14 protein-coding genes are annotated in these 13,311 nt (G+C 46.6%); 9 read left to right on the top strand and 5 right to left on the bottom strand.

Annotated features, from left to right (window positions below):
- Positions 1–159: 159 nt before the first annotated feature.
- From ACRQU7_RS17580 to ACRQU7_RS17570, 3 genes are all read left to right on the top strand, one after another.
- Positions 160–771 (top strand): DUF3267 domain-containing protein, encoded by a 612-nt coding sequence (locus ACRQU7_RS17580; RefSeq protein ID WP_444642282.1) that lies wholly within the window; start codon positions 160–162, stop codon positions 769–771.
- Positions 772–1,042: 271 nt separating this feature from the next.
- The gene (locus ACRQU7_RS17575; RefSeq protein WP_444642280.1) at positions 1,043–1,687 is read left to right on the top strand and encodes a hypothetical protein; all 645 of its coding nucleotides are present in this window, start codon (positions 1,043–1,045) and stop codon (positions 1,685–1,687) included.
- 95 nt (positions 1,688–1,782) lie between these two features.
- Positions 1,783–2,541 (top strand): class I SAM-dependent methyltransferase, encoded by a 759-nt coding sequence (locus ACRQU7_RS17570; RefSeq protein WP_444642278.1) that lies wholly within the window; start codon positions 1,783–1,785, stop codon positions 2,539–2,541.
- 226 nt (positions 2,542–2,767) lie between these two features.
- On the opposite strand, the gene ACRQU7_RS17565 is transcribed toward ACRQU7_RS17570, so the two are convergent.
- Both ACRQU7_RS17565 and ACRQU7_RS17560 read right to left on the bottom strand, forming a co-directional pair.
- The gene (locus tag ACRQU7_RS17565) at positions 2,768–3,517 is read right to left on the bottom strand and encodes a DUF3307 domain-containing protein (protein ID WP_444642276.1); all 750 of its coding nucleotides are present in this window, start codon (positions 3,515–3,517) and stop codon (positions 2,768–2,770) included.
- The gene (locus ACRQU7_RS17560) at positions 3,510–4,196 is read right to left on the bottom strand and encodes a SatD family protein (protein ID WP_444642274.1); all 687 of its coding nucleotides are present in this window, start codon (positions 4,194–4,196) and stop codon (positions 3,510–3,512) included. The genes ACRQU7_RS17565 and ACRQU7_RS17560 overlap by 8 nt, the downstream gene beginning before the upstream one ends.
- 353 nt (positions 4,197–4,549) lie before the next feature.
- Here ACRQU7_RS17560 and ACRQU7_RS17555 point away from each other — a divergent pair, with 353 nt between their 5' ends.
- Positions 4,550–4,954, top strand: coding sequence for an FMN-binding protein (locus tag ACRQU7_RS17555; protein ID WP_444642272.1), 405 nt, complete (start codon positions 4,550–4,552; stop codon positions 4,952–4,954).
- A gap of 305 nt (positions 4,955–5,259) precedes the next feature.
- Positions 5,260–5,748 (top strand): hypothetical protein, encoded by a 489-nt coding sequence (locus ACRQU7_RS17550; RefSeq protein ID WP_444642270.1) that lies wholly within the window; start codon positions 5,260–5,262, stop codon positions 5,746–5,748.
- A gap of 80 nt (positions 5,749–5,828) precedes the next feature.
- On the opposite strand, the gene ACRQU7_RS17545 is transcribed toward ACRQU7_RS17550, so the two are convergent.
- Positions 5,829–6,023 (bottom strand): hypothetical protein, encoded by a 195-nt coding sequence (locus tag ACRQU7_RS17545; RefSeq protein ID WP_444642268.1) that lies wholly within the window; start codon positions 6,021–6,023, stop codon positions 5,829–5,831.
- A 130-nt stretch (positions 6,024–6,153) separates the two neighbouring features.
- On the opposite strand from ACRQU7_RS17545, the gene ACRQU7_RS17540 reads away from it, so the two are divergent.
- The gene (locus ACRQU7_RS17540; protein WP_444642266.1) at positions 6,154–6,534 is read left to right on the top strand and encodes a hypothetical protein; all 381 of its coding nucleotides are present in this window, start codon (positions 6,154–6,156) and stop codon (positions 6,532–6,534) included.
- 822 nt (positions 6,535–7,356) lie between these two features.
- Here ACRQU7_RS17540 and ACRQU7_RS17535 read toward each other — a convergent pair.
- Positions 7,357–7,539, bottom strand: coding sequence for an H-type small acid-soluble spore protein (locus ACRQU7_RS17535; RefSeq protein WP_444642264.1), 183 nt, complete (start codon positions 7,537–7,539; stop codon positions 7,357–7,359).
- A 199-nt stretch (positions 7,540–7,738) separates the two neighbouring features.
- On the opposite strand from ACRQU7_RS17535, the gene ACRQU7_RS17530 reads away from it, so the two are divergent.
- Entirely contained in the window at positions 7,739–7,930 is a 192-nt protein-coding gene (locus ACRQU7_RS17530) for a hypothetical protein (protein WP_444642262.1), read from the top strand.
- A 174-nt stretch (positions 7,931–8,104) separates the two neighbouring features.
- Here the strand turns inward: ACRQU7_RS17530 and ACRQU7_RS17525 are convergent, their stop codons facing one another.
- On the bottom strand, positions 8,105–8,719 hold the full coding sequence (locus tag ACRQU7_RS17525) for a hypothetical protein (protein ID WP_444642260.1): 615 nt from the start codon (positions 8,717–8,719) through the stop codon (positions 8,105–8,107).
- Between the two features lie 2,026 nt (positions 8,720–10,745).
- Between ACRQU7_RS17525 and ACRQU7_RS17520 the strand changes: the two genes are divergently transcribed.
- A complete protein-coding gene (locus ACRQU7_RS17520; protein WP_444642258.1) occupies positions 10,746–12,011 on the top strand; it encodes a 5-bromo-4-chloroindolyl phosphate hydrolysis family protein in 1,266 nt (421 codons plus the stop codon).
- Between the two features lie 48 nt (positions 12,012–12,059).
- Positions 12,060–13,196, top strand: coding sequence for a toxic anion resistance protein (locus ACRQU7_RS17515; protein ID WP_444642255.1), 1,137 nt, complete (start codon positions 12,060–12,062; stop codon positions 13,194–13,196).
- Positions 13,197–13,311: the final 115 nt, after the last annotated feature.

Below are 13,311 nucleotides of genomic sequence, written 5' to 3'. Positions count from 1 at the left end.
CTTTGTATCTTTTTTGTCAGTGCAGCACAGTTTGATTAGGCTGAAATCGATGTAACTTTGTATCTTTTTCAGTCTGATTTTTATTATACTTAAAATAATACTGGACGAAAACGTTGAATTCCTGATTATTTATATAAGATGACTTGGGAGGAAGGGTAGATGAAGTATGTGATAAAGCCGCCAGGAACAAATAAAAAGCTGAGTGCGCAATTGTTAAGTAATGGCTGGCAAAAGCTACAGGAACCCCGGAATTTGGCAACTGCATCATTGATATCGCTTCCGCTTGCTTTTTTATTTGGAGGTGTCATTCTGTGGCTTGCCTACTTGCTTAAGCCAGGACTTTTCTATTTTGTTTCATCGGAATCATTGGAAATTTCTTTGAATATTAATTTCAAACTGTTACTGTTTGTAGCTGCGATTTTTGCATATATGTTGCTCCACGAATTGACACATGCCGTATTTATTCCAAGCTTTGCTAAGTCAGAAAAAACGTTTTGGGGAATAAACGGCTTGTTTGGATTTGTCTATACGACAGGACCTATCAAAAAAGGGCGGTTCCTTATTATTTCGGTTATGCCTTTTATACTGTTATCGTTAGCGCCGTTGTATTTGCTAAATATATTTAGCTTACTCAATTGGTATACATTGGGCTTATGCGTTATCAACGCCGCCGGTTCATGTGTGGATTTTTTAAATATTTTTTTGGTCGCTTTTCAAGTTAAGAACGGACATACCATTATCAATAATGGTTTTGAAACCTTTTACAAATAGTCAAAATGAATAAACTTTGAAACGAGATTGTGAAGCGAATGGAATTATTTTAAACCTGCTCTATCTGCAAGGATTCGGCAAACTATAACTGAACGTTACAAATGCATAACATGAATTTTGTGAAACATGTCCTGCTGATAATAATCGGGCAAGTTGTAAATGCATCTATTTTGTAATGACACAAAATGAAAGCCTTCTTTCAAGGCTTTTTGCTTATCCTAATATTGAATCGGCCGTTATTTGGCCTTCGTTGAATAAGAAAGGTTTGAAAATGCGGTACAGTAAAGCAACAAATACGGTTCATATGATGGGGAAACGGCGCGTCAGATCGACTTCAATTGGTATGCTGTTGCTTGTTATCAGCATGTTGTTTTTTTTGACGTTGTTCATCCATCTGGACAAAGAAGATAATATAATTCTGTATGCTTTGACATATAGTGCATACGCGGTGGTTTTTATCGGAAATCTGTATTTGCTTGTCGATACAGAATCAAAATTATTCACCGCTCCATTATGGGTTGGTCTGTCTTTCCTGGTGTTTAGCATTACGCTGTTTGTTGCTTGTGCTTTCCAGCTATGGGGATCGTCGTCTATGAAGGTTTTTCTTACTACGGCAGTTTACTTTGTAGTGCTTATCTTGATAGGATGTATTCTCAAAGCGATCAGATTCCATAGCTTTAAGAATGGGAGCAAAGTTGGCTCGTCGGTATTTACTGGTATCTTTGGTGTTGGAGTTGGCCGTGCTTTATATGCCTTTGTTAAAGAAACGTATGGCGAAACTGCAGTTAATGCAATGATTTCGTCACTATTATTTCTTTTATCTGTAATTTTCGGTATAGCAGGAATTCTTTACATAAATCAATATTTTCTTATCAAAGGTCGAGGCTATCGAAAAAACATTCGCTTCGATGATTAAATAAAATCAAGATTTGAGCTGAAGAGATTATTAAGTAGTTCAACTTAACAGAGAGATAATCAGGGCTTTGATGGTAGTGATAAGGGAGGATATTTATGAAAGCGCAAAAGGACGATTGGTATAAACATGGATGGACTCTTGATATCAAAAATCAATCATGGGTAGAGGACACTGAAAACCAAGTTGACTTTATTATTAAAACTCTTAGACTAACCGGTAAAGAACGTATTCTTGATTTAGCATGCGGGTATGGCCGGCATACCCTTTCCCTTGCACGCAAAGGGTATCCGGTTGTAGGGGTGGATATCACACCTGAATATATTGATGACGCCAGAAAAACAGCAAAAACCGAATCATTGAACGCTTGTTTTATTAACTCTGACACCCGCGCTGTTCGATTTGAAAATGAGTTTGATGTTGTGCTAAACCTTGCGGATGGTGCAATCGGATATCTTGAAACCGATGAAGAAAATCTGAAAATATTCGATGCTGTTTCACATGCCCTAAAATCCGGTGGTAAGCACTTTATGGATATTTGTAACGCTGAACATGCCGAACATTATTTTCCCAGATCGAATTGGGAAGCAGGGGAAAAAGCGTTGGCTTTAGCAAAATTCGAATGGGATGAAAAAACTCATAGAATGCTTTATGGAGGATGCGATATTCCTTATGGTATCCCGGCGGAAAAGCCTGATATTACCACAGGAGATCCTACGCGATTATATTCAATAGCGGAACTGAATTCAATTTTGCAACAACGGAAAATGAATATCATACATACTTTTTCAAATCACTACGGGAAAGAAGCGTCTCCTCAGGAATTACAACTCTTAGTTTATTCCAAGAAGCAATAGTCAAATGCACATTATAAGCAAAAACAATAGTGTAGTATTTGCCTGTTTAATGCCAAAAACCTTATGCGGGATGGCTGCGCCCTGACACCAGCGCAGACCAGCGTATGCTCCGTCCGGATGTCCCCGTATCGATCGGTGGCGATCTATTGCAGACGGCCGTCAACTTTTTGGATCGACAATAAATCAGTTAAGAACATTCAAAGGCCTTACCGCTCTAACCACGTCATCATTTGCAGAACAGTAAATAGGTAAGAATTACAAGCAACGTACTCAACAAGGTGCCGAGCAAATAATATTCAGCGAATGGCGGTTCTTTCGATATTTTATCGTATCGGGCAACTGATTTTGCGGTTAATACCAACCCTATCGCGGCATATTGATTCACACTCAACAGCAGGACGATGATGATCCTTTCAAGCGTTCCAATAAAAGCTCCGACATTTTTGATGGTTTTATCGCTGTTTCCGTTTTTGCTGTTTGGTTTGTATTTGGATAGCATTTTCTTAATCGTGATATTAGCAGGCTTGCAAACAATCAAAATCATACAGGCCCATCTTAAAGCGGAGGCCATACCGTTCTCAGGAAATATGTTTAGAAAACTTTTCGCTTCAGGTAAAAATGTGATATTGTAATTGCAGTATTTGAAAATGATGACCGCAATGATCAGGGACAAAATATGTACACATTGATCCGTGCAATAAACAATGGATTCTGAGACGTGCTTGTAATATTTAACACAGAGGTACTTAACCGAATCAATCAAAAAGTGTAAAATGGATAAGCCGAAAGCCGCGATAGCAATTTGCGAAGACCATATTAAGATAGTGCCCGCACAGAATACGGCGGCATAAAGGACACTATGAAGCAGAACGTACTTGTACTCGGAGATTTTCTTCTCAGAAATCGTATCGGTTTGGAGGTAAAAATCTCCAAGTACATGAAGAAGTACAAAGAGGACCAATAAATTTTTATACACCTTTATCCTCCTTTATGTCCGATAGAACTTTCGCAATGTTTTCTATCGCTTTTCGATAAGTGTAATAATTTGCGGAGGACAACGCTTTTTGTACATTGGATTGATTGATATTTAGGATTCTTGCCGCATCCTTTTGCGTGCCGCCGGTTTTTAAATAAGAATTGATGATCTCGACTTGACGAGGGGTCCATGTTTCTTTTATTGTCGTTAATAATGAAAAAACGGTATTGATTAATTCGGACATATCAGGATTGCCTTGTACTTCGATTCTAACATTAACCTTTGATTCCATCTTCTTTTTTTCAGATGCCTTTAGCCCGTCGATGATTTTTCTTGCATTATAATAAGCTGGGCCATCGGCTCCCAGCGGCATATTGGAATTGATATCCGTGGTTATTTCTCCAACGCCAAGGCCAAACCGCAATTGAATCGGATACATTTCCCTTTCAATTTTATCAATAATGAATATCGCAGAGGAGCCTGTTTTTAAAAGTCCCTGAAACTCGTCACCAAGCGTTATCATGAATTTTGAAGCGATGTCGTCTCGGTACTCATGATTGACTGCATCCAATACTTCTTTCAGACGGATCTGCACAGCACGTCTGTTTTCTAATTGCTTTGAGCTTTTGATATCTCCGATTATGGCGACCAATGGATTGTAATCAAAGAAAAAAAACATTGAAAACACCTCTGTTATTGATTATAACTTTCTTTTGAAAACACGTCAATAAAATATGCGCTTATTAGCATATATTTTATAATTATGCGCGGTTGGTAATGTCTGGATATATTATGCACTAAATTGGGTGTTAATATACAATATGTGTTAAAATGCGCATATTGTATATCTCTGTATTTATGCGGCGGGGTGTAAACAGCAAGTCCTATAGGGACATTTGTGGTTAGTACGATGAAAGGACTTATTGTATGAGGTTAATTTTTAAGGTATAATCCATTTAAATAATAATATTTCAAGGCAAACATGGAACAGAATTGTTTAGGTACAGATATTAACCGGTTGAGGAGGCTAGTATGCAGAGGAAAAAAATGATTCTATGGGCAGTTGTTGTTTTACTGGTGATTGGGATTGCGTATGGCGTCAGATATTTTGTAGAACTTAGAAATTATAGGCAGGGGATAGCGGCTATCCATGTCCAAAATATAGATTTATCAGCAATCCCGGATGGGGAATATTTTGGCGACTGCGATGTTGATTTTATTCGTGCTCGGGTCCGTGTCCTGATGAAGGATGGCAAAATGCAGGAGCTTGAATTGCTGGAACACTACAACGATCGGGGAGAAGCGGCAAATGTATTGCCGTCCAGAATGCTGGAAGAGCAGCGCATAGATGTGGATACGATATCCGGGGCTACGTCTTCATGCAAAGTTATCCAGCAGGCCGTGTACAATGCGTTGGTAGGAGAACATGCGAAGTAAGCGTATTTATCATTTTATCCGGACGGAGAAGGAACCAGGAAAGCTGCATGAATGGGGGCTTTCCCGGTCCTTTTTTTTCCGTATTAGTCCAGCAATTCCATTTCAGTTTGCGAGACAAAACACGTTCCTTCCCCGCCTTCGGCGGGGAAGGAACGCAATCTTGTTGCAGAATCGACTGGAAATGCTGTAAATGAGGGTTGTTGGGGTTTTATGGGCATACTGGCTTTATAGAGTAGTGATTGTTATGATTGGTATTCAGTATAACAATGAAAAAGTAATACATTGTAAGCAAGTAAGGTGATGAAATGCAAGATCATAAGAAAGACTGTGGAACGAAAAATTTAGATACTTTTCCGGCAATGGATTTTGCTTCGATAGAATTCCCAAAAGAGGAATTCATAGCGTATGCTGTTTGTGGAAAAGAATGCGGAACCAGAGAATTCATTGTTGATGGTGAAACGCAGGTGTGCGCGCGTTGCGGAAACCCGATGTTTCGCACAGATGTAAGAAAATATTTACTGGCCGAAGAGGATGGGCGACATAATAAGTCGTTTAGAATTGTCACAGAAGGGCCTGTTGAATTAAAATACAACTTAACCCTTGAAGATTATCCGGAAGTTGAGTCTAACTCAGTGCTCTTTCCGAAAGAAATCTATACGACATTTGTAGTATGTACCGAAGACTGTGGCGCTTGCGGATTTATTGTTGAAGGTCAGACAGATATTTGTGAATATTGCGGACATCATATGCTCCACACAGAAGTCAGAAAATACATTTTACAAGACCCAAAATAATATCGCTGCCGCCCTTGTTACGGGGCGGCAGTGAAACCAAAGGCAAATATTTATATCATAGGAGTAGACAACGTCTATACTTATCTTTTGCGGCTGCAGACCAGACGCTCAATGACATCGGCCAGTATGCGCAGATCGCTATTATTTAAATCGTCCAGCAAGGAAAGAATGCACTTCAATGCTCTTGCACTTTCACTATCACAACTGTTTCTACAATTGCAACGATCCGATGCTGATTCAACCGCATCGCTGTTGACATAACGATTCAGACTCATGCAATACCTCCTTCATGAAAGATTACTACATAATATGTGAATCGTCGACAGCTTGTCAATATGGCTGTTAGGAATCCCGGACAGGCAGATACAAAAAGTGCCGCCCAAAACAGGGCGGCAGGGGAATTACATGGAAGGAAGCCATATTGTATGGCCAAAAAAGATTTTGGACGAATATTATAAAATGCAAGGAGTGAATTTTATGGAAAAGCCAGATTTCATAACAGCACAAAAGAATATCAAATATAGAAAATCATTAGCTGACAGAAGGGGGAACATCAATGGGATCAATATGGCGACAGCTGATTTAGCCATTGAAGCCCTTGAAAAGCAGATACCGAAGAAGCCAATAGCAAATATATCGGATGTTCCTGTTCGGATCGACCATGTTATGTTCAGACCGGGGATTCCATTTTATACTTGCTTAATATGTGGAACACCTACGGCACCCACACGGCAATATTGCATTGAATGCGGCCAGCGCTTCGATTGGAGCAAAAGCGGTGGATGAGGAAACCTTTCCGCCGTTTCCCACCGGCTGTGCACCGGTTATTTGCCGGGCAGTGGCTGTTTCCGTCCGTATGCAGGGACGCAAATCAATGATAAGTGGCACAATAATAGCAATGGCACTCACCGACCAAAGTGGGTGCCATTGCTTATTAACTAGAGGGGTATATGAGACGACCTAAAATTTATTTGAGCCCTCGAAAGGAGACACTACATACTATGCTTTTAAGGGACAGCTTGTCAATATGAGATACAAAGATATTCATACGGCATCTTACTAATAAAACAATGGCGTTCACTCATGAAAGCAAGCGCCATCGCCTATTCATCAATTAAAACCACCAGCGGCGGCGACGGCAGCGGCATCCGCACCAGCCGCATCTGCGCCAACGACGATTCCAGGACATGCACTAATCACTCCTTTCCATAAGGAGATATGACATAATATGAATTCTTTGAAAGGCTTGTCAATATGGGATATTAAGATATTTATACGGCATTGTCAGAGGATAGCCTGAAGGCTTCGGATTACTCCGAAGCCCTCATTTTTTATGACAGTGTTTTTTCTTTACCGGTTTTAGAAAAACGACAATGCAGCCCAGTACAAGTCCGAGAAGCATCGACAGTATGAATTTCATAGATAGCACAACTCCTTTATCATATTATTGTACTCCTTTTTTTCAAAATTAGACACCTCTGATTGGCTTCCTGGAAGATTTTGCTCGTATGCCGATTTTATCCATTGGCTTATCATGGCATTGTACAATTGATTCGGCAAAAATGGCCCTCTCAACTGCTTCTGGCAGCCGAGAGGGCTTTCTGCTCTTTATTTGTTTTCCATCAAGCTGGATACAGGTACATTGATCTTGGTAACCGGATCGTTAAGATAATGTATCACACAGCATTGATCGGGTTCATTCAGCCTCTCCATATAGACCTTATTCCCATTATGGGTCACATTTGCCATAACAAGCGATGAAATAATTTCTCTTGCACGTTGATTATCCATAATAAACACCCCTATATTAGCATGTCTTTTTTCTAATCATAAATTCACGGAAACGGCAAAGAATGACGCGCGGCAGGATAGGAATTTTCAATCCGGAAGACCTGCTGGTTCATCTTATTCAAATATTATAAATCAATTGAACATAATGCCTTCACAATTACGTGATATATTTACAGTAATGATTTAGGAGGCAGTTTATATGATGATGATAATGATCGGCATGATTTTAGCCTTCGTGGCGATAACATATTTCAGTATAAGAAATCAAAGTCTGAACCCGGCATATGTGAAAATCCGTCCTGATGAAATAGAGCTTCTCGACGACAGGCTTGCTAACGGCGAGATCAGTTATGAAGAATATCAAATAGTAAGGAATCAACTGCTGAAATAGAGAGTAAAATCCTCGCCCTGCAGTGGACGGCTGGAGGAATTCAGGCACGGGCACAGCAGGCATGGGACACCGCATCAGTGAAAGCCGCATCGGAATCATTTCCGATGCGGCTCTTTTCATGGAAATTATTTCTTTCAGGCAGCCGTGTACGCTCAAGAGGCGAAAATCCGCAGGCTATCGCTGATCGCTGATTACCGCAGCGCTGTTGTTAGAACTGAGCGTTGTCAACGGATCATAGGGAGCACCTGTAGCGGTTCCGACCAGCAACGCAATATCAACCGCGTTTATCGGAATCCCCCAGGAATTTCCTGAAAAGAAAAAGACTGCTCTGTCTACGACCCAGCCACGGGTATTATAAACAATATTGTTGATGATGTTTCCCGTCGAATTGGGATTAAAATAAGCCGGTTGCCTCAAAGAATAAAGAATATTGTCCTGTACTTTTAAATTCGTTACATTGCCCTGTGTCAAAAATCCGCGGTTTACAACCCAATCGGTTGACGGCCCCGCCTGTGGGGGGCCAAAGATTACGCTGTTCAACAGCGCATGATTTGTACCGGCAAATTGTATAAACTCCACGGCGTAGGGATTGTTACTGGTAATGGTCAATCCGTCGATCGTTACTCCTGTTCCCGTAACCAGAAAAGCAATTACCTGCGCCTGTAAAATGATGGATGTGTTTGGATAGCCTTTTACGGTCACATTTGCTTTGTTAATGGTTATCGTTGAAGTGATGGGATAAGTTCCGCTTAGGATATGCAGCGTGCCTGTCGGCGATACCGCGGTCAAACCTTGTTGTATTGTACCGAACGGAGCGGCTTGTGTCCCGTCTCCACCGACAGCGCCTGCCTGAACGTATACTTCAAACGGATTTGGCTGGACAGTGCCGGTAGGCCCCGTTGGCCCGGTAGGTCCGGTTGGGCCGGTATCGCCGGTGGGTCCGGTGTCGCTCGTTGGCCCAGTGGGTCCGGTTGACCCGGTCGGACCGGTTGGGCCGGTATCCCCGGTTGGACCGGTATCGCTTGTCGGTCCGGTCGGTCCCGTGTCACCAGTAGGCCCCGTTGACCCGGTATCCCCTGTGGCGCCACCCGGAGGGCCCGCCGCACCGGTAGGTCCGGTAGGTCCGGTTGGCCCGGTTGAGCCTGTATCACCTGTCGATCCGGTTGGACCGGTATCGCCCGTTGCTCCGCCTGCAGGTCCAGTGGGTCCGGTGTCACCCGTTAGCCCGGTCGGCCCCGTATCACCCGTGGGTCCAGTTGGGCCTGTGTCACCTGTGGGGCCGATTGGTCCGGTATCTCCCGTAGGCCCGGTCGATCCCGTATCTCCCGTGGGTCCGGTCGGCCCGGCGTCTCCTGTGGGTCCGGTCGGCCCGGCGTCGCCTGTGGGTCCAGTCGGGCCGGCGTCGCCTGTGGGTCCAGTCGGGCCGGTGTCGCCAACAGACCCTGTTGGTCCTGTGTCTCCAGTTGCTCCCGTAGGACCTGTGTCACCTGTGAACCCAGTCGATCCGGTATCACCTGTGGGTCCAGTCGGGCCGGTATCTCCTGTGGGTCCGGTCGGTCCGGTATCTCCTGTAGGCCCAGTCGGTCCAGTGACACCTGTGGGCCCGGTCGGTCCAGTGCCGCCTGTGGGTCCAGTCGGGCCTGTGTCTCCCGTTGGCCCGGTCGGGCCTGTGTCTCCTGTGGGTCCGGTCGGCCCGGCGTCGCCTGTGGGTCCAGTTGGGCCTGTATCGCCTGTGGACCCGGTCGGTCCGGTATCGCCTGTGAATCCAGTTGGCCCTGTATCTCCCGCAGGTCCGGTGGGTCCTGTGTCACCCGTTGGTCCGGTGTCTCCAGTTGCTCCCATAGGACCTGTGTCACCCGTGGGTCCGGTCGGTCCTGTGTTACCCGTCGGTCCGGTATCGCCCGTGGGCCCTGTCGGACCTGTGTCACCCGTGGGTCCGGCTGGACCGGTATCGCCTGTGGACCCGGTTGGTCCGGTGTCGCCTGTGAATCCAGTTGGCCCTGTATCTCCCGTAGGTCCGGTGGGGCCTGTGTCGCCAGTTGCTCCCGTAGGACCTGTGTCACCTGTAGGTCCAGTCGGGCCGGTATCGCCCGTGGGCCCCGTCGGACCTGTGTCACCCGTGGGTCCGGTTGGTCCGGTATCTCCCGTGGGCCCGGAACCGGAAATATCGTCCTCCACCACAACAAGCGTTGCGGTCAGCGGCACGTTTGGCGAGTAAAATACGGTTCCTGTACTGGCATTGACGAGCGAAACCGTAGTGCCCGGTACAGTCACATCAATAATCCCAATTCCTACGACTTCTCCGGTTTTTATCGGGGAATTGCCTTCCAGAAATTCGCCCTGTGATGAGGAAAGGGCAAATACCGTACCGTTTGTAGAGGAGGCCGACTGTGTTGCAACCCACCAATCGATCACATATCTTCCGGCTTCAAGAAAAGTAATGAAGCCTGTCAGGCTGTTGTAGCTGATATTTCCCGCCGAATAGACCGTGTTGTCGAAAATGACGTTTGACCCCAGAGCCACTGACCCGGCTGTCGAACGTTCTATTTGTAATGCGATGTCACTCACTTTATATCACCGTTTATCAATGAATTTGGAAAACAAATTGGATATTGACAAAATCGTCTGTTTCCTCACCCTATAATATTTGAACCGTGAGTGCATCGTGCATGACGCGGGAAGACAATTCATACATCGATAGGGGAAAGAAATCCCGGTTCCTTTGAATTCGGCCCTTACGGTCCGGTCCGACCGTGATCGCAAAGGCGCGTGAAATATTCAGGAGAAGTTGTTATTTCATGTTAAATGATTTATAATGAAGAAAACACTGTCCATCTGTGCACGGGGCTGCACAGCGGGTTCTCTGGAGGAAGCCATGCGGAACAAATACGATAAATATAATATTGGAAAAGAAGTCGGACGGGCCGTACGGCGTGCCGTGCGCTCCGGCAATTTTGAAGAAATCGGCCGGGCGGTGGACAAAAGCGTCCGGAAATTTACCGGCGATGACGAGGAAGACCTGCACAGCCGGAACGATGAGAGTCAGCGCCCGGCTTATACCTACGGGCAGGCATCACAGGATACGCGGACTGCCTATCGAGAACCATCCGTCCGTACCGCGTTCCGAAACAGGATGCCGGGGGGGATCTCCGGCCTTGTTTATGCAATTGTCGGCGCCAGTGTGGGGGTTCCGATGCTGATCGCGGACATTTCTGTCCTCATGGTGGGCGTTACCGGATATATGACTTTTTCGGATTTTGCCGTGGCCTTTTCCGTTTTAATGCCCATTACGCTGGGCGTTTTCGGCATGATGGGCTACGGGATCGCCCTGCGCCGCCGTGCGCGCCGCTTTGCGAGGTACCGCGAGGCGATGGGCAGCGCAGCTTTCTGCACGGTGGCCAAGCTGGCCGACACGGCGGGGGTAACGCAGGAACGCGCGAAGAAAGACCTTAAGAAGATGATCGCCTGCGGCGCATGCCCGCAGGGGCATCTGGACCGTGATGAAAGCTGCTTTATGGTGGACGACAAGACGTACGGCGAGTATCTGGAAGCGGAGAGAGCCTATGCCGCCCGCACGGAAGCCGCACGGACACAAGAGGCGAAGCAGGAGGACCCGAAGGAAGCGGAGCTCGCGGCCGCCAGGGAAGAGGGCAACGGGTATCTGCAGCAGATTCGCGCCGTAAACGACGCCCTGCCGGGCGAGGTGATCTCTGAAAAGCTGGACCGGCTTGAAAACGTGACGGCCCGTATTTTTGAGTGTGTGCGCAAGCATCCCGAAAAGCTGCCGGACATCCGCCGGTTTATTCGTTACTATATGCCCACGACCCTGAAGCTGGTCAAGTCTTACGAGGAGTTTGAAACGCAGCCGGTACAGGGGGAAAATATTACCAAAGCCAAGGAAGAAATCGAGCAGGCGCTGGATACTGTCAACAGAGCCTTTGAAAACCTGCTGGATACCCTGTTCGCCGACGACGCGCTTGACGTTTCCGCGGATATTTCCACGCTGGAAACCATGCTCAAACAGGAGGGCCTGACCGGCAGCGACTTTGCAAAAGAGCCGGACGAAAGCAAACTTTCTTAAAAGGAAACCGAATGATAAAGAATTATAAATTGGTATGGAGGCTTTACCATGAATCAGAATGAGATCCCTGTTCCCGAGCTTACCCTTGACCCGGCTCCCGAGCAGCCCGTTTCCGCACAGACGATTCTTGCGCAGGCGGTTCCCGCGCAGGACGCTGCCCCGGAACCGCAGCTTACTCCTGCCGAACAGAAGATGGTGGCGGATTTCGCCGCGAAGATCGACCTGACGAACAGCAACCAGATTCTCCAGTACGGCGTGGGGGCCCAGAAAAAGATGGCCGATTTTTCCGAAAGCGCGCTGGAAAACGTTCGCACCAAGGATTTGGGCGAGGTCGGAAAGATGCTTTCCGGCGTAGTGGCAGAGCTGAAAAGCTTTGAGGTCGACGAGGACGATAAAGGCTTTTTCGCGCGTTTCAAACGCGGCGGCAATAAAATCATCGCCCTGAAAGCCCGTTATGCCAAGGCGGAAACCAACGTCGATCAGATCTGCGACGTGCTGGAAGCACATCAGGTACAGCTTTTAAAGGATGTTTCCATTCTGGATAAAATGTATGAGGTCAATAAGACCTATTTCAAAGAGCTTTCCATGTATCTGCTCGCCGGAAAGCAGAAGCTGGAGCAGGTGCGCGTAAACGACCTTCCCGCCCTGCAGCAGAAAGCGCAGGCTTCCGGTCTGCCGGAGGACGCACAGGCGGCAAACGACCTGTCCAACATGTGCAACCGTTTTGAAAAGAAGCTGCATGATCTGGACCTGACCCGCATGGTATCCATTCAGATGGCGCCCCAGCTGCGCCTGATACAGAACAACGATTTGATTATGAGCGAAAAAATCCAGTCCACCATTGTCAATACCATCCCTCTGTGGAAAAGCCAGATGGTGCTGGCGCTGGGCGTGGAGCACTCCACACAGGCGGCCAAGGCCCAGCGCGAAGTCACGGATATGACAAACACCCTGCTGCGCAAGAATGCCGACGCGCTCAAAATGGCGACGATCGAAACGCAGAAGGAGTCCGAGCGCGGCATTGTGGACATCGAAACGCTGAAGCATACCAACGAGACGCTCATCTCCACGCTGGACGAGGTCATGCAGATCCAGAAGGACGGCCGCGAAAAACGCACGCAGGCGGAGCAGGAACTCAGAAAGCTGGAGACCGACCTGAAAAACAAGCTCCTGCAGCTGCGCTGATCCTTTTTATCAAATATGAAACGGCGGTTTGGCCCAGCGGGCCGGGCCGCCGTTTTTCGCGCTTCTTCGGCAGCAGTGTGCAGCGGATTGCCGCGCTCCTTTTGCGCGCATGGGA

Source organism: Caproiciproducens puteiluti (genome assembly GCF_052442865.1).
Lineage (GTDB): Bacteria > Bacillota > Clostridia > Oscillospirales > Acutalibacteraceae > Caproiciproducens.
Note: the sequence above shows the minus strand (reverse complement) of the source record. Positions and strands in the feature narration are given on the sequence as shown.